The sequence below is a fragment of the Rhizobium sp. UBA1881 genome, from assembly GCF_002338015.1.
Taxonomy (GTDB): domain Bacteria; phylum Pseudomonadota; class Alphaproteobacteria; order Rhizobiales; family Rhizobiaceae; genus Rhizobium.
Window position 1 is genome coordinate 1 of the sequence record NZ_DDHH01000050.1, and the last position, 20,386, is coordinate 20,386.

The 20,386-nt window shown below is 58.9% G+C and carries 19 protein-coding genes; 9 read left to right on the forward strand and 10 right to left on the reverse strand.

Annotated features, from left to right (window positions below; genetic code table 11):
- From B3605_RS04925 to B3605_RS04935, 3 genes are all read left to right on the forward strand, one after another.
- On the forward strand, nt 1–596 hold a 596-nt coding region (locus B3605_RS04925), incomplete at its 5' end, for a sensor histidine kinase (RefSeq protein WP_296432697.1).
- Nucleotides 580–1,161: a response regulator transcription factor gene (locus B3605_RS04930; protein ID WP_296432698.1), complete on the forward strand. Its 582-nt coding sequence runs from the start codon at nt 580–582 to the stop codon at nt 1,159–1,161. The genes B3605_RS04925 and B3605_RS04930, both read left to right, overlap by 17 nt.
- 58 nt (nt 1,162–1,219) lie before the next feature.
- Complete coding sequence (locus B3605_RS04935) at nt 1,220–1,747, forward strand: GlcG/HbpS family heme-binding protein (protein WP_296432700.1); 528 nt, start codon at nt 1,220–1,222, stop codon at nt 1,745–1,747.
- A 592-nt stretch (nt 1,748–2,339) separates the two neighbouring features.
- On the opposite strand, the gene B3605_RS04940 is transcribed toward B3605_RS04935, so the two are convergent.
- Complete coding sequence (locus B3605_RS04940) at nt 2,340–3,503, reverse strand: OpgC family protein (RefSeq protein WP_296432701.1); 1,164 nt, start codon at nt 3,501–3,503, stop codon at nt 2,340–2,342.
- Nucleotides 3,504–4,000: 497 nt separating this feature from the next.
- Here B3605_RS04940 and B3605_RS04945 point away from each other — a divergent pair, with 497 nt between their 5' ends.
- Together B3605_RS04945 and B3605_RS04950 are read left to right on the forward strand one after the other, a co-directional pair.
- Nucleotides 4,001–4,399, forward strand: a complete 399-nt coding sequence (locus tag B3605_RS04945; RefSeq protein ID WP_296432703.1) for a hypothetical protein — start codon at nt 4,001–4,003, stop codon at nt 4,397–4,399.
- Nucleotides 4,300–5,103 (forward strand): arginase family protein, encoded by an 804-nt coding sequence (locus B3605_RS04950; RefSeq protein ID WP_296432706.1) that lies wholly within the window; start codon nt 4,300–4,302, stop codon nt 5,101–5,103. The genes B3605_RS04945 and B3605_RS04950 overlap by 100 nt, the downstream gene beginning before the upstream one ends.
- A gap of 54 nt (nt 5,104–5,157) precedes the next feature.
- On the opposite strand, the gene B3605_RS04955 is transcribed toward B3605_RS04950, so the two are convergent.
- A complete protein-coding gene (locus tag B3605_RS04955; RefSeq protein WP_296432708.1) occupies nt 5,158–5,988 on the reverse strand; it encodes a class I SAM-dependent methyltransferase in 831 nt (276 codons plus the stop codon).
- 114 nt (nt 5,989–6,102) lie between these two features.
- Between B3605_RS04955 and B3605_RS04960 the strand changes: the two genes are divergently transcribed.
- Nucleotides 6,103–6,999: a LysR family transcriptional regulator gene (locus B3605_RS04960; protein ID WP_296432711.1), complete on the forward strand. Its 897-nt coding sequence runs from the start codon at nt 6,103–6,105 to the stop codon at nt 6,997–6,999.
- 151 nt (nt 7,000–7,150) lie between these two features.
- Nucleotides 7,151–7,405: a helix-turn-helix domain-containing protein gene (locus B3605_RS04965; protein ID WP_112819735.1), complete on the forward strand. Its 255-nt coding sequence runs from the start codon at nt 7,151–7,153 to the stop codon at nt 7,403–7,405.
- A 95-nt stretch (nt 7,406–7,500) separates the two neighbouring features.
- Here the strand turns inward: B3605_RS04965 and B3605_RS04970 are convergent, their stop codons facing one another.
- The 7 genes from B3605_RS04970 to B3605_RS05000 form a co-directional block, all read right to left on the reverse strand.
- Complete coding sequence (locus B3605_RS04970; protein ID WP_296432715.1) at nt 7,501–8,613, reverse strand: M24 family metallopeptidase; 1,113 nt, start codon at nt 8,611–8,613, stop codon at nt 7,501–7,503.
- The gene (locus tag B3605_RS04975; protein ID WP_296432717.1) at nt 8,613–9,833 is read right to left on the reverse strand and encodes a M20 family metallopeptidase; all 1,221 of its coding nucleotides are present in this window, start codon (nt 9,831–9,833) and stop codon (nt 8,613–8,615) included. The genes B3605_RS04970 and B3605_RS04975 overlap by 1 nt, the downstream gene beginning before the upstream one ends.
- A gap of 22 nt (nt 9,834–9,855) precedes the next feature.
- Nucleotides 9,856–11,487: a nickel ABC transporter ATP-binding protein NikE gene (gene nikE / locus B3605_RS04980; RefSeq protein WP_296432719.1), complete on the reverse strand. Its 1,632-nt coding sequence runs from the start codon at nt 11,485–11,487 to the stop codon at nt 9,856–9,858.
- A 10-nt stretch (nt 11,488–11,497) separates the two neighbouring features.
- Entirely contained in the window at nt 11,498–12,322 is an 825-nt protein-coding gene (locus tag B3605_RS04985; RefSeq protein WP_112943212.1) for an ABC transporter permease, read from the reverse strand.
- Nucleotides 12,315–13,262, reverse strand: a complete 948-nt coding sequence (locus B3605_RS04990) for an ABC transporter permease (RefSeq protein ID WP_111560509.1) — start codon at nt 13,260–13,262, stop codon at nt 12,315–12,317. Before B3605_RS04990 ends, B3605_RS04985 begins: the two co-directional genes overlap by 8 nt.
- A 63-nt stretch (nt 13,263–13,325) precedes the next feature.
- Nucleotides 13,326–14,876 (reverse strand): ABC transporter substrate-binding protein, encoded by a 1,551-nt coding sequence (locus tag B3605_RS04995; RefSeq protein ID WP_296432721.1) that lies wholly within the window; start codon nt 14,874–14,876, stop codon nt 13,326–13,328.
- A gap of 25 nt (nt 14,877–14,901) precedes the next feature.
- On the reverse strand, nt 14,902–16,215 hold the full coding sequence (locus tag B3605_RS05000) for a M20 family metallopeptidase (protein WP_112943215.1): 1,314 nt from the start codon (nt 16,213–16,215) through the stop codon (nt 14,902–14,904).
- A 114-nt stretch (nt 16,216–16,329) separates the two neighbouring features.
- Here B3605_RS05000 and B3605_RS05005 point away from each other — a divergent pair, with 114 nt between their 5' ends.
- Nucleotides 16,330–17,094 (forward strand): GntR family transcriptional regulator, encoded by a 765-nt coding sequence (locus tag B3605_RS05005; RefSeq protein WP_112943216.1) that lies wholly within the window; start codon nt 16,330–16,332, stop codon nt 17,092–17,094.
- Nucleotides 17,095–17,295: 201 nt separating this feature from the next.
- Nucleotides 17,296–18,186, forward strand: a complete 891-nt coding sequence (locus B3605_RS05010; RefSeq protein ID WP_112943217.1) for a helix-turn-helix domain-containing protein — start codon at nt 17,296–17,298, stop codon at nt 18,184–18,186.
- A 57-nt stretch (nt 18,187–18,243) separates the two neighbouring features.
- Here B3605_RS05010 and B3605_RS05015 read toward each other — a convergent pair whose 3' ends face one another.
- Nucleotides 18,244–20,385 carry a TonB-dependent siderophore receptor gene (locus B3605_RS05015; RefSeq protein ID WP_296432725.1) on the reverse strand — a complete coding sequence of 714 codons (2,142 nt, stop codon included), beginning with the start codon at nt 20,383–20,385 and terminating at the stop codon, nt 18,244–18,246.
- Nucleotide 20,386: the final 1 nt, after the last annotated feature.

Here is a 20,386-nt window from a genome sequence, read left to right on the forward strand (position 1 = left end):
CTTCAAGACCAGCCTTGACGAGCGCGCGCCCGGATATCGTGGAGAAGGCGTTGGAGGGAAACATCCGGGACGCCAAGCGAGCAGGTGACATTCTTGGGCGCATGCGCGCGTACATATCCGGGGCTGCTGCTCACCTAGAGGAAGTGTCGCTCTTTCTGGCTTTGAGCGATGCCGTCCGACTTATCGAAGCTGATCTTGCCCAGCGAAACATCGAACTCCTTGTTATACCCGCGAGCGAAGAGATTACCGTTACGATCGACATAATATCGTTCCAGCAGGTTGTCCTCAATCTGATCCGCAACGCGGCTGACGCGGCAGCGCCAGGGGCAGACCCCCGTATAACGGTGAGCGCTGAACGCGAGCGCAACGACGCCGTGATTAAGATCGCAGACAACGGGCCAGGAATCGATCCGTCGTTGCTGGACAGAGTATTCGAGCCGTTCTTTACAACGAAGCAGGACGGCATGGGTCTTGGCCTTCCTCTTTCGTCTAGATTAATCGAAAAGATGGACGGGTCGCTTTCAATCCGCAACGAAGGAGGCGCATGTTTCATGATACGGCTACCATCGGGAGCTTCGAATGATCTACCTCGTTGATGACGACGCTTCGGTGCGTGAGGCAATGACACTGCTTATGGCGACATACGGCAAGGAGGTCGCGGCATTTTCCGACGCTGCTCACCTGCTCTCGCACATAGAAAGAGCCAAGCCCGGCGTCTTGATCCTAGACTTGCGGATGCCCGCAGCGAGTGGCTTGCAGCTCCTAAAGAAACTCGAGGAGTTGCGCATCCGGTGGCCGGCGCTCATGATCACCGGTCACGGGGACATCGAAGCATGCCGTCGTGCGTTCAAAGCAGGCGTGATGGATTTTCTTGCAAAGCCGGTCGATGAACATGTCCTGATGGAAGCACTAGCAACGTGCGAGACAGCGCTCGACGAATTGTTGGTACGACAAGAGAACGGGCGGCTGATCCAGCAGCTTACCTCTCGTGAAGTCGAGGTGCTGGAGCTTGTGTCAAAGGGGTTTGGCAGCAAGGATATCGCGGTCGCTTTGGATGTCTCTGTGCGAACTGTCGATAGCCACAGAGCAAATATCGCGACAAAACTCGGGACACCCGCAGTAGCAGAGCAGACACGCATTTGGTTGGCCGCGCATCCGTAGTTCTACCAGGCTCTGTCGGTGTCAATGCGAGTTAACGGCGCTGATTTGATCTTCTAGATTGGCAATCATCAACTCAACAAACAGGAAGGTTTGCCAAATGAAGATTGCCCTGCTCTCGATGGCTGTTTCAGCCCTGATCGCGGCACCCGCCATCGCTCAGGATACGGTCCAACAGACCAGCTTGGGTACTGCCCTGGCGGTCGAGTTCGCGCAGGCTGCGGTCACTGCGTGCTCAAGTGACGGATACAATGTCTCGGCAGCCGTCACAGACCGGTCCGGCGTTCTTCTCGCTCTCGTGCGTTCCGAGAACGCTGGCGCACACACAGCAAACGCCTCCACGGCCAAGGCCTTCACGTCGGCCTCGTCGCGCAACCCGACAAGCGCGATCGCCGACAACGTCGCCAAGAACGCTGGAGCGGCCGGCCTGGCTGACATTCCTGGATTTCTCGTTCTGGCAGGTGGCGTTCCGATCAAGGTTGGCAAGGACACAGTCGGCGCGATAGGCATTGCGGGCGCACCTGGCGGCAATCTGGACGAAGCATGTGCAAACAAGGCCCTGGAAAAAGTTGGCGCACGCCTCAAGTAACTGAAGAAGCGATCAGGCGCACCGTGGCGGCCAGCCGTGGTGCGTCTTTTGTTTTTCTTACTCAAGCTTGTTTCTGACACGCGCCCTACCAAATAGAGTGTTGGTATAGGGATTGAGCCATGGTTGAACGGGTATCACGGATTTCGTCCACTGCATCATCGCAAGCTGCGCGCGTTGACCGTAGCATTTCGCTCGCAGAGCCAGACTTGGCCTGGGCGGCAGAACGACAATCTGTGATATCCGAAGGTTTGGAGCGGCATCGAGATGCCGATCCAAAGGACGGTTCTGAGCATAGCAGGTCAAATTCGCACGAGGGCTCATTGTCCGACCGTCTCCCAAATCACCCCTCGGCCACGGATCAGGAAAATGATCGCGCCGCCGAGCTCCACTTGTCCGGCGAAAGCGAACGAATTGGGTCTGGAAACCTGGAGGATGCCGACGTTCCGTTCGGCGATCACGTCGGTTACATTTGATCGCGAACGCCGCGCCAAATCCTGAGGAAACAGAAAAGCGGAATTAGATTCTAGTCTGCTTGTTCGGCTGCTGAGAAAGCAGGGCTGACAATAGCCTTCGTTCGATCCTTCATATGCTCCTATGTGCTTACTGCGCTGTTTCGCAGCGTCACCTTGTCAGACTGCAGACGCTGGGCGACAACATATTGGATCGCCAGACCAAAAATCAGAGTTGAGATATCGACAGCAGGCGAAAACTGATAGGCTTCTCGTAGGACCTGCAGCGAGATGCAAACGAGTGACCCCCATGCAAACACGGCAAGGCCCTGCTTCCCAAGGAGCGACACGGCTGCCAGCTTGGCACTACCCGCCACCACACGACATACGTTGATCTGCGAAATTACGTATGACAGCGCGAGGATGTGTATCAGTCGCGGCAGTGGCAAGATGCCCTTTTCGAAACCGATCAAAAGGGCAGGATGGTCGCCCCAAGCAGTCAACTCATAGTGCTGCCCCTGGATGACGAACATTGCAAATCCAAGATAGGCGATTGCAGTTGCCATCAAGACCGGACTATAGCCGACAAGGCTCTCACCTTTTTTCATGGAGATGCCAGCGCACAGTCCGATGCAGTAGATGAGTTGCCAGGAAAACGGATTGAGGAACCAGGATCCGTCTGTCGGATAATTTGGAAGGTTGATGTTGTTCCAGCCGGCAATAGCCCAGATGGTAACCGACACCGTCAACAACAGAGCGCGGCTGCGCAAGGCGAGAGCTAGGAAAACAGGTGTTGCCGCCAACAGCAACATATAGAGCGGCAGAATATTGAAATAGCCAAGCTGATGCGTTGTCGCGAGTACACCGAGCGCGGTCGACCACGGTGCATCCAGGTAGGAGACCATATTGACGCGCTGCGAAAGAGCGGTCGTGCCGAGCAAATTATGGCCCGCCATGAGAACGATCACTGCCAGCACGGTTGTCAGCAGATGAACGCTGTAAAGCCGGCTTGCGCGACGAAGGATGCGAGCAATGGCGCGTATGCGGTCGCGGACATAGATATTGGAGTAGGCAAGCCCCGCAGACATACCCGACATCAGTACAAAGGCCTCTGCCGCGTCCGAAAAACCGAAGTTCTTTGACGTGACACCTTCCATCATGTTGCCAGGCACGTGATTGATGAAGATCATCACCAGGGCCAGGCCGCGGAAAAAATCAAGGCGCGGATCTCGGCCGGCCGTTGGAGCGGCAGGGTGCTGCATGGTTAACTTGTCCCGCTGATTGATTGCTGTTTCAGATGCACCCACGGTAGCAACCGCTTGATGAAGCCTACATGAACGGGTGGTTCACGTTCGACATTCGAGTCGCAATATGAACCGAACAGGAACCGGTCCGGCAATTGGCATCAAGGCTGCAACGCGACACAACGCAATGGCAGCCGGGTCGAACCACCTGCTGAAGCTGCACCGCAGCCGTGCTATTTTTCGCATCTTCGCAGAGACGCCGTTCATTAGACGTCCGCTCGCGCGCTGTATTTCTCGTTGTTTATGATCGGATCATTGTTCATCTGCGCGCAGACCGTCGGGCAGGCGATCTTCGACCAACGAGGGACGAGCCTGGATTTCGCCACCCTGTCAATGAAGGCTCTTGCGCCACTCTAGTTGCTGCCCCCGGAAAGCAAGGCTGGGACTCTCACAATGGGGTCCAGGTGTGCGCAGTGGTGCGCCATCCTCGCGCTGATTGCATTTGCAGCCGGACTTGCCAACAGCCCGAACCGGCAATTCCTTATCTGAGCACGTCGAACATGACTGACTATCTCGTGCATCAGACCCTGATTGTCATTGCTGCCTACCACATCTCGCAAGCGATGAAGAATTCGGCGACCGCGCGCCTTGCTCCTTCCTTGTTGGTGATGCGTCGAGGAGAAAAGGTCTTCGAGAACGGCTTTCTCGACGAGCGCCGCGCCCAGTATCTGGTAGCCACTGCGAGATATCTGTCACGCCCGTTCGGCAAGCCCAAATACAATTGCCACCGACACGCGCTCGATATATTCACGGGGACATATCGATTCACTATTCTTCGTATTTCACAAGGAATTGCCGTTTGCCTTTTGAGCTTTTGGTCTCCCAAGGTCGTATCGCCGACCGTAGCCCTGGCGCCATCCGCGGCGCCGAGCTTGCCGCGAATGCCCTTACCGCACTGACCGGCCTGGAATCGTCTATCATCGGCACACCTTCCGCGCCGGAGGTGGACGACTGGTCACGAAGTCTTCCGCAAGCACGACGCACGCTCGAGGCTTTGCAAGATGCAGTTGCCGCAAGCATCGGAAAAGGAAACAGACCGCTGGTGGTAGCAAACACCTGCTCTGCAAGTCTTGCGACCTTGCCTGTCGCTGCCCGGCACTATCTGGATTTGACCGTTCTCTGGATCGATGCTCACGGCGATTTCAACACTCCCGCAACAACGACCAGCGGGTATCTTGGCGGCATGGTGCTGGCTGCCACCTGTGGGCTCTGGGAAAGCGGTTTCGGTGCCGGCATCGACCCCGCCAGGGTCGTCGTCGTCGGTGCGCGAGACATAGACCCGCCGGAGCAACAGGCACTGCTTGACGCCGGCGTCCGGATTTTCGGGCCAGACGAAAGCCGGCCAAAGACGATCGGCGAGGCGATCGGCGACGGACCTGTGTGGATCCACATCGATTGGGATGTCCTCGAGCCGGGTTACGTGCCAGCCGCATATGCGATCGGCGGGGGATTAACGCCGACCGCGCTACGTGCTCTGTTGGCAATCATACCTGCGAGGCAAATCGTAGGCGTCGAGTTGACCGAGTTCGAAGCCTCCAACAATGGGGCGGACAACGCGGCCGCACTGGCTCACCTCATCCACACCGTTTCTCCTCTCCTTTGACGAGCAGCGTAACTATGGGCAGGCTGCAATTGCCCTCCTCGCTCCCTCGCTTGACTACCTGGGAGCGGATAGTGAAGGCCTTGCGACGACAAGTCGAAGCGAACCCTCAAAAAAGGGCTGCGTGCGGAGTCCGCCATAGCGGGCATCCCAACTCCCGTCGGCCAAGTCGCGGCTCAAATCGGCGACAAATCGCTCACCGACGCTCTTGTCGACGAAGCTCCATGCGGAATTGGCAAGGCGTGCGCCAGGTTCCAAGATGCGCTCGGGCCGACCGTAATAGGCTTCACCGAACCCATCGACGCAGCCGAGTGGAATAGGGACGGTGTGGATATCGACGTCCCCGCCCAGCTCCTCAGCGATTGCGCTCATGGCCGGATAACGTCGGGCCTCCACGGCGATCATCTCCGGCGCGTAGTCGTTCAGCCAGCATCTTGTCAGTTCATTCGGATCGCAGGTGAGAACAAGCACCGGTCCGCGCGTGACGCGACGCATCTCGGAAAGGCCGCGAGCCAAATCACTCCACTGGTGAACGGTGAATGAAGCCATGCTTGCGTCGAAGGTTTTTTCAGCGAAAGGCAGCCTTTCTGCGATCGCGTCGATCGCGGGCGGAAGATGAGCCGGGCGCTGCGCGCGCATTGACTCAGAAGGCTCAACAGCCGTAACCGCGCGATCCACGGGCTCGTAGGAGCCGGCGCCCGCACCGACATTCAACACCGTGAGCGCATCGCCCAGAGCGCGGCGGATAAATTCCGCTATATGAGGTTCCGGCTGGCGATAGCTTACATATCCTTTGCCGATCACGCCGTAATTCGCGTCACCTGCGCTGCCGTCTTGGTGTCTCTCACTCATCGCTTTGAGCCTTCCGGTTTGAAAAAAGGGGAACACATCAGCTCCTCATGTTCATTTTTCGATGAGCAGTGTTCAATGTTTCTCATATGTGACTAGGCAGAGCGGCCTGAAAACCGATATGATCGAACACCTTATGTTCGGAAATCTCACATGAGCAGACGCATCCCTTCACTTAACGCACTTCGGGCGTTCGAAGCAGCGGGCCGTCATGGACGCATGACGCTTGCAGCCAATGAACTCAACGTGACCCATAGTGCCGTGAGCCGCCAGATAAAGCACCTGGAGGCTCTTCTCGGGGTGCCGCTGTTTGAGGGACCGAAGAATCAATTGCGGCTAACAGAGGCCGGGCACACATTGCTGACCGGGCTTGGCGCAGCCTTCGACCAGATCGATGTGTCGGTGCGTGCGGTTGCCGATACGGAGGAAGGAGCGATCGACGTCTCCTGTCCGGGCACCTTCACCATGCGCTGGCTTATTCCGCGACTATACCGTTTTCAAGCGGACTACCCGAAAATCGAAGTACGTTTGACGGCATCCTCAAAGCCGGTCGATTTCGAGCGGGATGGTGTCGACGTCGCCATCCGTGTGGGGGATCCTCCTTGGCCGGCCGGAGCAGAGGTCATCCCGTTGTTTCCCGAACAGATCGGACCGGTCATAGCCGCGGGCTTTGCGAGAAACAACGTAGGGCATCTCGACATCATCCCGGAACTACACACACGAACGAGGCCGCAAGCCTGGAATGATTGGCGTTCCCGCTCTGGGCGCCATCTCCTGACAGGTCCAAAGGTGGATTACGAGCACTTCTATTTCATGCTGGAGGCAGCGCGGGCCGGACTCGGCGCTTGCGCAGCACCTTGGCCCTATGTGGTCGATGACATCCATGCCGGCCGCTTGGTGGCACCGTTCGGTTTTATCGACAGCGGGCATCACTATGTCGCCCTGAAGCGGTCTAGGCGCAATCGCAAGGCGACCCTGTTTTGCGAATGGCTTGCCGCGCAGGCAAAGGAGTTTCAGACATTGTACCCGGCTTTATCAGACAAGGCGTGAAATTTGCTCTAGAGCCGTCTTCGTCTCTCAGCACACTGAAGGCTTCGGGCGAGAATTATCCCGTACAACGAATAGTGAATTCGGTGGCATTGCAATTGTTAGCGCACCACCTAAATTGGGCCATAAAGTGGACGCATTTGGAGAAGCGCGCATGTCACGATCCTACGGCAATATCGAGGATTCAAACGTTCCCACAGCATTGACCATCGACCTTGGTGAAGCGGTTCGCTCAGCAAGGCAGGTGGCAGGGTACAGCATCGAGCAGGTCGCACTCACCTGCGGCCTGACCGAGACGGAAATTGCCAAGGTCGAAGCCGGCCATGAAGGAGATCGGCGACTTGTAAAGCGCATCGCAAAGGCTCTGGGTATCACGGCGACTGCGTTATTCCCGACGGTCGCTGCATAAGCCGACGTTATCAAACGATTCCGACCACAGCTGTGCGGTGTCGCGAAGTGTAACTACTTGCTCCGCGGCACCTGTAAACTCGCGCGGTAGCTGCCTCACAGGATTGCGCGCGGGCTTTTCGTCAACCGAATTCCCCCATTGCTGCCGACGACCACCGTCTCGCTGAAGCCGAGGCCCTGTGCCGTGGCGTAGAGATGAAAGACCATGTTCTTTTCCAGCGACCAGTCCGAGGTTGGCAAGAATACCCCGGAAAAATCGCTGGTGCGCGGCGTGCGGGTATAGAGCCCGAGCGTATACGCCGTGACGTTTTCATAGACCGGACGTAGTCCCCCATTGAGCGCGCCCTGGCGCATGATTGCGTCGACGTCGCAGGCTCGCGCCCCCGGCTTCATTGCGGCGATCTGAAGGTCCTGCAATGCGACCAGTCTTTCGGCCGTGACAGCCAATTCGTCTGGGGGGCGTCCCACCACGATCGGCCTCATCAGACGCGCACCGTAATTTCCGACACGCGGGATGAGTTCGACATGCAGGATGTCGCCTTCACCAATTGCCTCGGTCTTGAACACGCCGTGCAGGAATTCATGGCTGCCAGCAGCTTTCACAACTGGTCCAACCTCGCCGGTGTCTGCTCCCTCTCGCAAGAATACGCCCGAGGCGATCGCGGCCGCGTCGCGCGTCGTCATGCCCGGCGTCACCTGTCTTGCGATCTCCGCCATCGCCTTGTCGGCAATTTGGGACGCCTGGGCAAGAACGGCAATCTCTTCCCTAGACTTTACCCAGCGTAGGCTGTCACCCACGCCCTGCATTGGCACGAATGTCGCGTCTGGCAGAAGCGCCTGCAGCCGCATGAAGGTTGCGGAACTCATGCAATAGGAATTGGTGTCGAAACCGATGCGCGCCTTGCCAAAACCATGACCGAGGATGCTGGCAGCAACGGCTGCCTGTGCTTCCTCGGTATCGGCAAAGCCGACGACATCGTTGATCCAGCTCTGTTCGCGGCAGGGAGCTTCGTCCAGTGCGCGCAAGCAGAACCACCCTTCCCCGTCGCGTGGCAAGAAGGCCGCGCGATACATGGTTTCGGAGACAGTATAGCCCGTCAGCCAGGCCAGAAGCTCTCCACTGTCGGCGAGCAACAGGTCGGCGCCCGAAGACGCGATGGCGTCCCGGGCGAGAGCGATACGACGATCATATTCCGCCCGGGAGAACACTACGCCACCTCGCAAATATCGAGGATGGTCAGCATGTATACGCGGATCATGTCGAGGAAGTCGATGATGTCGACCCGCTCGTCGGGCATGGTGTTGTAACGACCGCCCGGACCACAGACGATGCCTTCCATGCCGAGTTCATGATAAAGATGGCCAGCATCTGTGCCATAAAAGCGGGTTGGGGTGATGGCACCAGTCGGTTGCTTTTCGCCGCGCACGGCTTCATAGGCAGCGTTGATCGACTTGACAATGGGGCTATCTGGGGAGACTTCAAAGGGCGGCATCAGCGGACGGCCTTCGATCATCTCAGGAACCAACTTGGCTTTCAGACCCGGGAAGCGCTCTTCGAGTGCGCGCAGCTCGCGGTCCAGATCGGCGAGCACGCCTTCTTGCGTCTGGCCGGGGGCGTAGCGGCATGAACCCTTGAGACGGACGAAATCGGCCACCTGCGGCGGGCGCCACTCTTCGAGATCGCGGCCGAGCGCGCCATGGACGACGCCAACATGGCCACGATTGATCGAACGATGCACGTCGCTCTTTGCGCCGCTGAAAGTCATGGCATTGATGCGCGGGATGATGTCGCAGGCTGCTGCGATCGCATCGACGGATTCTTCGCGCTTGGAGAGATGGCGCGTGTCGCCGGTCAGTTCGATGACGTAGCTGAGCGCTGCCGCGTGCATGGTGACGGCAACAAGGTCGCTCGGCTCGCTGTTGATGAAATAGTCGGCCTTCACGCCGCTCTTGATCGCCGCCAGTGTGCCGATGCCGCCCTGCAATTCGCCGACCACGAAGGTCAGCGTCACGTCGCCCTTCAGCTTGACGCCGGCTTCGAGCAGCGTCTTCACCGCGCAGAAATAGGCGGCGTCACCGGCCTTCATGTTGGAGACGCCGATGCCGTAGATGAACTTGTCGTCGACTAGGCCGGCATAGGGATCGACTGTCCAGCCTTCGGTCACTGGATTGGTGTCGAGATGGCCGTTGAACAACAGGCTCTTGCCCTCACCGGTGCCCTTCAATCGGCCGATCGTGTTGAAGCGGCGGCCTTCATCGAACGGCTGGAGTTCGGCTTCGACGCCGATCTTCTCAAGCTCCTTGGCCATCCAGCGGGCGAGATCCTTCTCGCCTTCGGTTTCCGAATGACTCTTGTGCTGGACCATCTTCGACAGGAAATCGAGGCAGGCCTTTTCGTCGATCCGGTCCAACAGGGACTTCGGGTCCATTGTCATGCTCCTTGATGCGGTATCACTGGTATTGTGCGGCGGCGCGCGGCACCGCCTCGATCAGGCGGCGCGTATAGTCCGCCCGGTCTGGGCTATCGATCTCATCGGCCTTCACCACCTCGATCAGGTCGCCGCGATACATGACGGCGATCCGATGGGCGATCTGGCGGATCAGGTTGAGGTCGTGGGTGATGAAGAGGTAGGCCGTGCCGCTCGCCTTCTGCAGTTCGAGCAGAAGCTCCACGACGGATGCCTGGACCGACACGTCGAGTGCCGAGGTGATCTCGTCGCAGATGACGAGCTTCGGCTTCGAGGCAAAGGCCCGGGCGATCGCCACGCGCTGCTTCTCGCCGCCCGAAAGCTGATGCGGATAACGGTTGGCATGGGTGCGCGGCAGGCGCACCTGCTCCAGCATGTCGCCGATCTGGTTTTCCATATCCGTGCCGTCGCCGAACAGCTTCAGCGGGCGCGAGAGGATTTCGGAAATCTTCTGGCGCGGATTGAGCGAGGCATCCGGGTGCTGGAAGATGATCTGCACGTCCTTGCGATAGGCATTGTCCATATCGCCGAGGCTTTTGATCTCGCGACCGTCGAACCAGATCTTTCCCTCGAACCGGTTGAGACCGGTCATCGCCTTGGCAAGCGTCGACTTGCCCGAACCGCTTTCGCCGACGATGCCGAGGATCTCGCCCGGATTGACGCTGAGGCTGATCGCATTGTTGCCGGTCACCCGTTCCGTCTTCTTGCCGGTCAGTGCGGCAAGAAAGGGCTTGCGGCCGAAATGCACGCTGACATTCTCGACCTTGACCAGCGGCGTGTCGGCCACGACCATGTCATCCTTGACCAGCCGATGGGCAGGATCGGGGACGGCGGCGATCAGTTCGCGGGTATAATCCTGCTGCGGGTTGGTGAAGATGTCGCGGACATTGCCCTGTTCGACGATATCACCGCGCTTGATGACGGCGACACGGCTTGCGGTACGGGCGACCAGCGCCAGGTCATGCGAAATATAGAGCGAGGCAACGCCGGTTTCCGCCTGCAATTCGACGAAGAGATCGAGGATCTGCCGCGAGGTGATCACGTCGAGTGCCGTGGTCGGCTCATCGAAGATGATGCATTCCGGATTGCAGGCGAAGGCGGACGCGATGACGACGCGCTGCTTTTCGCCGCCGGAGACTTCATGCGGCATGCGGTGCATCATCTGCGCCGGCGTCTTCAGCCCCACATGGGCAAGCCGTTCCTCGCCTTCCTTCCACGCCTGCTTAACGGTCAGGCCGCGGTGGCGGACGAGAACTTCGGCCAGCTGCGTGCCAAGCGAAAGCGTCGGGTTGAGCGACGTGCTCGGGTCTTGGAACACCATGCTGATGCGCCGGCCTCGAATGGCTTCCATCTGCCGCTCAGAATTCTCGAGCAGATTGTCGCCACCGAGCAGAATGCGTCCGCCCGGTTCGCGGGCATTCTTCGGCAGGTAGCGCATGATCGACCATGCGAGCGATGTCTTGCCGGAGCCGCTCTCGCCGACGAGGCCGAGGATTTCGCCGCGATGGATGGCGAGGTCGATGTTTTTCAACGCATGATACGGGCCGTTGGCGGTCTCGTAATCCAGCGAGTAGTTCTCGATAGCGAGAACCGGCTTGTTTTCCGTATTGGTCATGGGTGTCACCTCAGGTCCGCGGATTGAGAGCATCGCGCAGACCGTCGCCCAGAAGGTTGAAACCGATGGCGACGATGGCGATCGCCACGCTCGGCCAGATCAGGATGCCGGCGGAAAGATGCATGTAACGGCGGGCTTCCGAGACCATCAGGCCCCACTCGGCAGCCGGCGGCTGTGCGCCGAGACCAAGGAAGGAGAGCGTCGCAAACAGCATCACGGCAAAGGAGACGCGGATGGTCATCTCGACGATGATCGGCGCAATCACGTTCGGAAGCATCTCGCGGCGGATGATGTAAGCGGAGCTTTCGCCACGGGCGATCGCCGCATTCACATAGTCCTGCTTGCGCACCGACAGCGCCACGCTTCGGGTGATGCGGGCCATGCCTGGGGCAAAGGCGATGGCAACTGCGACAAGCGCATTGACCGTGCTGGAGCCGAGAAGATTGACCACGAGGAGCGCGAAAAGCAGGCTCGGGATCGACATGACGGCATCGATCGTGCGCATGATGAATTCGTCGGCTCGGCCGCCGAGGAAGGCGGAGGCGGTGCCAATCAGAGCGCCGATCAGGGTGCCCACGATGGTGGCGAGAACTGCCATCACGACAGTGGCGCGCGCGCCGATCAACAGACGACTGAAGATGTCACGACCATACTGGTCGGTACCGAGCCAGTAGGCGGCGCTCGGTCCCTTGTATCGGGCAAGCGGCGACAGCTTTTCCGGATCGTAAGGTGCGACCATCGGGCCGAAAATGACGATGGCGAGCACCAGAACCACGAGGAAGGTGCCGATGGCGCCTTGCGGCGTCTTCAGGAGACGTTTCATGAACTCAGTCATACTGGATCCTCTTGTCGAGCCAGGCATAGAGGATGTCGGCAATGAAATTGACGATCGAATAGGTGGCGGCCATGATCAGCACGCCGGCCTGGATGGCGGGCAGGTCGCGCGCCTGGATGGCGACGATCAGCTGGCGGCCGATCCCGGGAATGGCGAATATTTCCTCGACAACAATGACGCCGCCGAGAAGATAACCGACATCGAGCGCGACGATGGTGATGGTCGGCAAAAGTGCGTTACGCAGCGCGTGACGACGCAGTACATGCCCGCGGGACATGCCTTTCAACCGGGCGGCGCGGATATAATCCGTATGCAACACATCCACGAGTTCCGAGCGCACCATGCGCGAAACATGGGCAATCAGGATGATTGAAATGACGCAGACCGGCAGGACGAGATGCGAAATGCCATCGACAAAGTCATCCGTCAGCGGCACGTAGCCTGTCGGCGGGAGCCATTTCATCCAGTCGGCGAAGATGAGGACTGCAAGCGTTGCTGTGACGAATTCAGGCAGCGCCACGCCGGCATAGGAGATCAGGCTGACGACCATATCGGCGACCTTGCCGCGCCGGATGGCTGCAATGATACCAAGCGGAATGGCAAGGATCAGCATCAGGCCGATAGACAGGAAGGCGAGCAGCAGCGAGCGCCCGAGGGCCTCGAACATGACCGGACCGACCGGCTGGCCGGTGCGCAGCGAGGTGCCGAGGTCACCTTGCAGCACATGGCCGAGCCACGTCGCATATTGCTGCCAGATCGGCTGGTCCAGACCCATGCTCTGACGCAACGCATCGAGCGCATCCTTGGTGGCGTTTTCGCCCAGCATCATGACGGCAGCGTCGGCGGGCAGGATCTGGGTAATGGCGAAGACGATGAGCGACACGACGAGAAGCGTGTAGACGATCATCACCAGCCGCTTGGCTATGTAGTTCGGAGACAGGTGCGTGTTCCTTGGTCAAGAGGGCCGGACGCCCGATTCAGGCGTCCGGCGAAGTTGACGTCATCAGCCGCGCTTCGGCGCCTTGTCGGTGAGCGAAGCGTAGTCGAGGCGGAAAACCGATGCGCGTGGATGCGCTTCGAACCCTTCGACCCAGCTGCGCTTTGCGGCCAGAACGTCAAAGAAGGACGGGATGATCGAGGGAACATCCTCGTTCATGATTTCCTGAGCCTTGGTGTAGAGTTCGGTGCGCTTGGCCTCGTCGATCGTGCCACGGGCCTCGGCGATGAGCGCATCGAATGCCTTGTTGTTCCAGCGCGTCTCGTTCCACGACGCGTCCGACGTGTAGAGAAGCTTGAAGATGCCATCAGGCGTGGGCTGCATGTTGTAGAAGCCGACGTAGAAGCTTCCTTTCTTCCAGACCTGTTCGAGGTAGGTCGCGTGCGGCATCGTCTGCACATTGATGGTGACGCCGGCTTCCTTCGCCATTTCCTTCAGAGCAACGGCGAGCTGCGTGCGTACCGCGGGGCGATCCGATGCGATAAGGGTTGCTTCGAGACCGTTCGGGAAGCCTGCTTCAGCAAGCAGCTTCTTGGCTTCCTCGATGTTCTTCTCGCGCTTCGCCACGTCCTTGAAGAAGCGGTAAGAAGCATTGAGCGGCGTGTCGTTGCCTTCGGTGCCGAAGCCTTCGGTCACGAAGCCCACCATTGCTTCGCGATCGACCGTCAGCGCGATCGCGCGGCGAACACGGGCGTCGTTGAACGGCGCCGTGTCGCAGCCGAAGTTGATGTTGCAGAACTGGCCGGATGGCGTACGCAGGCCGACAAGACCGTCGGTTCCGTCGATGCGCAGGAACTCGGTCGGCTGGATCGTCGAGATGACATCGATATCACCGGCGATGAGGGCCGAGGTTTCGGCCGAATTATCCGGGAAGACCTGAACTTCGACACGATCGACATAGGGACGAGCCGGATCGTAGTACTTCTCGTTGCGTTCGACCACGACAAGACGGTCCGGCTCGTAGGATACAAGCTTGAACGGACCGGTGCCGACAGCCTTGGTGGAGAGGCTCTTCAGGTCGCCGGTGGCGATCGAGGCCGGGATGATGCGGGCATTGGTATAGGCCATGGCGACTGGCAAGTCGGCATAGGCGCCAGAGAGCCTGAACAGCACGGTCGCATCGTCGACGGCGACGATATCGGCGATCGGGCCGACATTGTTGCGGCCGGGCGAAGCCGTTGCCGGATCGAGGATGGCCTTGAAGGTGGCGACGACATCATTTGCCGTGAAGGCGGAGCCGTCGTGGAAGGTAACGCCCTTGCGCAGCTTGAATGTCCACTCGGTCAGCGCATCGTTGGCGGTCCAGCTCTCTGCGAGATCCGGCTCGATCGACATGTCGACCTTGAGGCGCGTCAGGTTGCTATAGAGCAACTCGGTGACCATGTATTCCGGGTTGACGCGCGTCAGCAGCGGATGGATGACGCTCGCCGCCTGATCGATGGAAATACGCAGCGTGCCGCCTCTGGCAGGCGTTGCCGATTGCGCCAGGCCCAGCGCCGGCGCGGCGAAAATGGCGGCCGTGCCGGCAAGGAAGAAGCGGCGTTTCATTTCCAACATGTATCAGTTCCCTCTTTTGATATGATTAGATGCGGTGTTCTGGAATGGCGTCGGCGGCGAAATCCGCCGCGAGATAGGCGAGAATGCTCTTGGCAAGCGCGATGATGTCGCCTCGCGTCGTGTGTTCTTCAGGGCTATGGATGCAGCTTTCCGGCCGACCAAGTCCACCCAGAAGCACCTCGGGGCCGAAGCCTGCTTTTTGGACGTAGCCGAAATCGGAACAGCTCGCCGCGCCCCACTTGTGAAAATCCTCGGGCTGATAACCGAAGCCCAGCGACAGTGCCTGCTGCCAACGAGGCCAGTGCGGACCATCGGGATCGTCGGTCGGGATGAGGTGCCCCACGATGTCGATGGCTAGACCGAGATCGCTGCCTGCGACACAGTCGCGGATCGCAGTCTCGACTTCCGCTCTTGCCTCCTCGTAGCTTTCTTCCGGCGCATAGCGGCGGCTGACCAGGATCTTGATCTCAGCCGGAACCTGACCGCCGGCCGTTCCGCCATTGATCGCGGATATCGTCAACTGCGGCCGAAGCGGCCCGCTGGAATGCGGCGGCGGTGCCAGCTTCGATGTACGGCCGGCCACAACGGGCTTAAGGGCTGCCAAGGCGTTCAGCACCGGCAGCGCGCCCTCGATCGCGTTGACGCCGGAGCCTGTGCGATTGCCCTCGCCTGCATGAACAGCATGCCCGGTAATCGTCACCTGCAGATTGAATATGCCGAAGCAGCCCGCCCACACGCGCGGCGCAGCAGATCCGTTGAAGTTGAGGATGTGGCCCTTGAGCATTTGCTGCTCTGCAAGATAGCGAATGCCCGGGTAGAGCCCCCCTTCTTCGTCAGTGCAGAGAAGCAGCATAGGATCGTAGGCGAGCAAGGCGCCGGCTTCCTTGGCAGCGCGCAGAGCCAGAAGCGTCGCCGCAATCGTTCCCTTCATGTCGGCGGCACCGAGGCCAAAGAGGTTATCGCCCTCGACCGTCAGCGCCAGTGGATCGCGTGACCAGCCCGGAGCCACCGGAACGGTGTCGACATGGTAGTAGAGACCGCATACCGGACGGCCGGTTTCGCGGGTGGCGATGAGATTGGTCCGCTCGCCAGAGGCCGGGCCGCCGGCAACATACCAGAGATCGCGAGGAACTGTCACTCGCTCGAACTCAAAGCCGAGCGGCGCCGCCAGCTCGGTCATCAAATCTGCAAAAGCGTCATAGCCAAGACCGGGCGGAAAGGACGTGTCGACAGCCACCATGCGCGCCAGGTCCTGCACGGCCGTCTCGACATCGCGCTCGATCACTGCCATGGCCAACGCGAAAGCGTCTTGATGCGGGACAGATTTCGGCTCAGACATGGTACGGTCCTTGGCATGCATGCGCGCGCTCGTTAGCTTGCGCTTTCATATAAACTATATAGTAATACTGCGTACATCCACTCCATGAGTCAACTCCAAAGAAGAGGCAAATAATTGCCGGAATTGCCTATTATTTCAGCAGATGCGCCACGATTGAGCGAGTTGTCCGTCCCACTCTACGAGGTGGTCAAGCGGCAGATCACAGAGGCGATCATGCTTGGTAAACTCGCTCCGGGCTCCGTCCTGCCGAGCGAAGTGGCGCTTTCGCAAACCTATGGGGTCGCCGTCGGCACTATCAGGCGCGCATTGATGGATCTCACCAATGATGGTCTGCTCAGCCGCAGGCGCAAAACGGGCACGATCGTCACCGGCCGACAACCGCAACACAGTCTGCGCTTGTTCTTCCAGTATTTTCGGCTGCACGGACTTGATGGTTCGTTGCGGCAGTCCGTCACTCGGGTGACCGAGATCGCCCGAGGTACCGCTTCGGCGCTGGAAGCGCGAAAGCTGCAGATAGATGCCGGCTCCGACATCGTGACGTTTCACCGCGTCCGCAGCGTCGACGAGCGGCCGATCATGCATGAAACGCTTACGCTGCCGCTGGCGCGCGTACCAGATTTCCCCGACAGGCCGGAAGATATCCCCTCGCTATTTTATCTTCACCTGCTGGATGCCTACAACATCCGCATCTCGGCCATACGCGAACAGATTGGCGCGGATTTGGCGACGGAACAGGATGCACGCTGGCTTGATGTACCGCAGCCCTTCGCGTTGTTGACGATTGACGAGATCGCCTACGATCAGCTTGCGGCTCCGGTTCTGATATCCTCTCATCGCGCTACAACCGCTAACCATCGCTACGTCAACGAGGTACAATGAGGCATGGTTGCTTGAGTAGTTGATGGACGCAGCCACATCGATAACGGCTGGCGCAGACGTCAAGTGACCTTGTCACGCCGAAAAATATGAGCGATAAAATCAGCTTTATTGAGTGTGCTTGTCTTGTGAAGGCCGGTGCATGACGGCATGAGGTGGCATGCGCAAACGCGAACACCGCCCCAAGGTAAACGGATCTCTGCATTGGCTTTTTGGCACACGATGAAATGGCATACCGAAGGAATTCGGGTCGTTGCTCCGGTGAAGTGGCGCCAATTCGATGGATTGGTAAGCGCCTATTGGGAAGCCGAAAGCCAGGCGGGCGCGAAGGGCTATTATCTGGCCGATGATCCGCGCATCATGGTCTTCTTCAACGACGTGTCCTCCCAGATCCATGTGTCCAACAAGAACGGTGACTTCTCTAACAATGCCCGGTCGATGACACGCGCAATCTATGTGCCTGCTGGTGTGCCAATGTGGACGACCAGTCGTTCCACGCACCGCTTCTCTCATCTGAACCTGCACATGCACAAGGATCGGTTGTTGAAGTTTTTGTCGCCTTCCCTCGGCAGTTCGGCGGCGCTATCAGCCTTGCGCCGGCCGGTCGAAATCCAGGACGTCGGGGCAATTCAAACGCTTGGCGGCCTTCTGGTCGATGAGATATCGAAACCGTCGCGACATGCCCTCTATGGCGAAAGCCTGATTGGCAGCATCGTCACGGGGCTTCTGGATCTGCCGGACGAGGCCAGCGAGAAACGCGATGGCCGCATGACTCAGGCTCAGATGAACAGGCTGACTGCACGCATGGACAGGACAAGCGACTATCGAATGACGGTCGCCGACATGGCGGCGGCCGCTGGTCTGTCCGAAAGCTGGTTCGCAACCGTTTTCAGGCAGACAACCGGCAAGACCCCGCTTCAATGGCAGCTTGCCAAACGCATCGACGTCGCACGGGCCTTGCTGGATGAAGACGTGACGGTCGCCGGTGTGGCAGCCCAGCTCGGCTTCTCCGATCAGGCACATTTCACCAAGGTCTTCCGGCAAATCGTCGGCGAAACGCCGGCTGCCTGGCGACGCGCTCGGCGAGGCTTGTAGGCAGACAGGCCCCGCTAGCACGTCGCCAGCGGGACAGTCCGAGTTTTTGGCGCTCTATCACCACGTCTGGCGCAGCGTTGCCATGATCGTGCGGCCAGGATTGTAGTAGACCGCACCACTATCCTTGCTGGCGACGTGCTTTTCGTCGAACAGGTTGCTCGCATTAAGCTGGAACGACGTATTTTCGGCAAACTTGTAGGTGAAGGCGGCATCGAATACGACCGCGCTGTCGGCTGAGATCGTATTGGTGATATTCGTGAAGTAGGCACCGGTATAGCGCGCGCCGAGGCCAAAGGTCATGTCTCCACGAGGTCCATCGCCTTCCAGGGTATAGGTACCCCACACCGAAGCGAAATGCCTCGGAACACGCATCAATCGGTTGCCGTCGTTCAGACCGCCGGGCTCGTCGATATGGGAGGCGATATAACTGTAGCTGGCGATCAGGTTGATGTTGTCGGTCATCTCCGCCTTGGCTTCGAATTCGAAGCCGCGATGCCTGACCTTATCGACGGTTATCGGAAGATAAGTGACCTGGTCGGCGACAGTGATGTTGCCCTTTGTCAGGTCATAGACCGAAGCGGTGAACAAGGCAGGAAATGCATCCGGCTTGTATTTGACGCCGACTTCATACTGCTTGCCGGTCGTCGGATCCGCGCCCGCCGCGGGCGGAGCAGCCGACTCAGCGTAGCTCGCATAGGTCGCCCATTCATCGGTAAGCTTGTAGCTGATACCGATGCGCTTGGTGAATTCGCTATGAGTTCCCGACTTCGTGACGTTGGAAAGCTGGTCAGTCTCGTCGAGATCGAGCCAGTCATTGCGCAATCCGACGCTCACCGTCAGCCTGTCGAAGAATGTCAGATCCTGCTGCAAATAGAGCGCGGTCGTCTTCTGATCGTTGAGGGTGCTCGCGTACGGCAACATTGTGCCAGGGCCACCGGTGTAGACTGGATTTAACCAGTCGATCGAAGGCGCCCCTGTGTAGAAATTGTCGCTGTCTGATTTGAATGCGTTATATTCGCCACCAAGAAGCGTGCGGCTTTCGACCTCATTAAAATTCGCTTCGTAAACAAGGTTCGCGTCAATGATGAACTGCTCGTTAGCCCTCTCGTTGCCGAAGAAGTAGCGGCCGGCCGTCGTCGAACCGTCGGTTGGTGTGCTTCCGATGTAGGCGCTGCCGAAGCCATCGTTCGACTTGCTGTAACGAGCCTTGGAACTGAAGCTCAGACCGTTATCAAACTCATGGTCAAACATCACGCTCAAGGTGTTGCGGTTCGTAGAGTTGAAATAATAGTCTGGCTCACCGAAGAACGCGCTCCGGTCGAGATCAGTACCAAGAGGATGGCCACCGCTACCGGGAACACCATCCTTGTCCAGGTGATCGTAGACAACCGTGAGATTTGTTACGTCGGTAGGGCGCCAGGTTAGGCCACCCATGATGAAGTTTTCGTCGTTCTGGGAAAAATCATATTCATCGTCCGCCCGTTGCAGCTTGCCTGTCAGACGATAGGACAACGTGTCATCGGCAGTGATGTTGTCGCCGAAATCAAAACCGGTTTCCTTGTGGGAGAATGAGCCGCCGGTCGCATAGATTTCGCCGAAGCGTTCCGACTTCGGTGTCTTGGTCACGTAGTTGACTGAGCCACCGGGTTCCGCCGCACCAAAGCTTGACGAACTGGCGCCCTTCAGTATTTCGATACGCTCGAACGCGTAGGGCTCTTCCCGCACACCTGCAAATGTTCTGCCGATCGCCAGCCCATCACGATAGGTGTAGGGCGTAAATCCGCGGATATCGAAATAATCGAAACGATCGTCCGAGCCGTAGAAGTCGGTCACGACACCGGAAGTGTACTGCACGACCTTTTCCACAGTGTCGGCATTGCGCTCCTCGATTTCCTTGGAGGTGATGACCGAAACGGAGGCTGGTGTGTCCAGGATCTCAGTCGCCAGCTTCCCGGCGCCAGTGGTCTGAGTGGCGACTATCGATTTCGAATCGTTGCTGGTATCGAGCTTGGTGCCAGTAGCCTTTCGCCCTTCCAACACGATCGGCGCCAGCGTCGTTGCAGGATCCGAGCTGGATGCGTCCTGTGCAAAGGCGACAGCGGGAGCAAGTGCTCCGATCGCTGTACATCCCAGCAGCACCGCCTTACGCCAGCGAAGACGGGTTCGTTGAGAGCGCAGACTTGTCGTTTCGATATTCATA

Coding starts and splice junctions, on each gene's coding strand:
- B3605_RS04930 (WP_296432698.1), top strand. CDS start 580: ATGATCTACCTCGTTGATGACGACGCTTCGGTGCGTGAGGCAATGACA.
- B3605_RS04945 (WP_296432703.1), top strand. CDS start 4,001: ATGACTGACTATCTCGTGCATCAGACCCTGATTGTCATTGCTGCCTAC.
- B3605_RS04960 (WP_296432711.1), top strand. CDS start 6,103: ATGAGCAGACGCATCCCTTCACTTAACGCACTTCGGGCGTTCGAAGCA.
- B3605_RS04965 (WP_112819735.1), top strand. CDS start 7,151: ATGTCACGATCCTACGGCAATATCGAGGATTCAAACGTTCCCACAGCA.
- B3605_RS04975 (WP_296432717.1), bottom strand. CDS start 9,833: ATGGACCCGAAGTCCCTGTTGGACCGGATCGACGAAAAGGCCTGCCTC.
- nikE (WP_296432719.1), bottom strand. CDS start 11,487: ATGACCAATACGGAAAACAAGCCGGTTCTCGCTATCGAGAACTACTCG.
- B3605_RS04985 (WP_112943212.1), bottom strand. CDS start 12,322: ATGACTGAGTTCATGAAACGTCTCCTGAAGACGCCGCAAGGCGCCATC.
- B3605_RS04995 (WP_296432721.1), bottom strand. CDS start 14,876: ATGTTGGAAATGAAACGCCGCTTCTTCCTTGCCGGCACGGCCGCCATT.
- B3605_RS05000 (WP_112943215.1), bottom strand. CDS start 16,215: ATGTCTGAGCCGAAATCTGTCCCGCATCAAGACGCTTTCGCGTTGGCC.
- B3605_RS05015 (WP_296432725.1), bottom strand. CDS start 20,385: ATGAATATCGAAACGACAAGTCTGCGCTCTCAACGAACCCGTCTTCGC.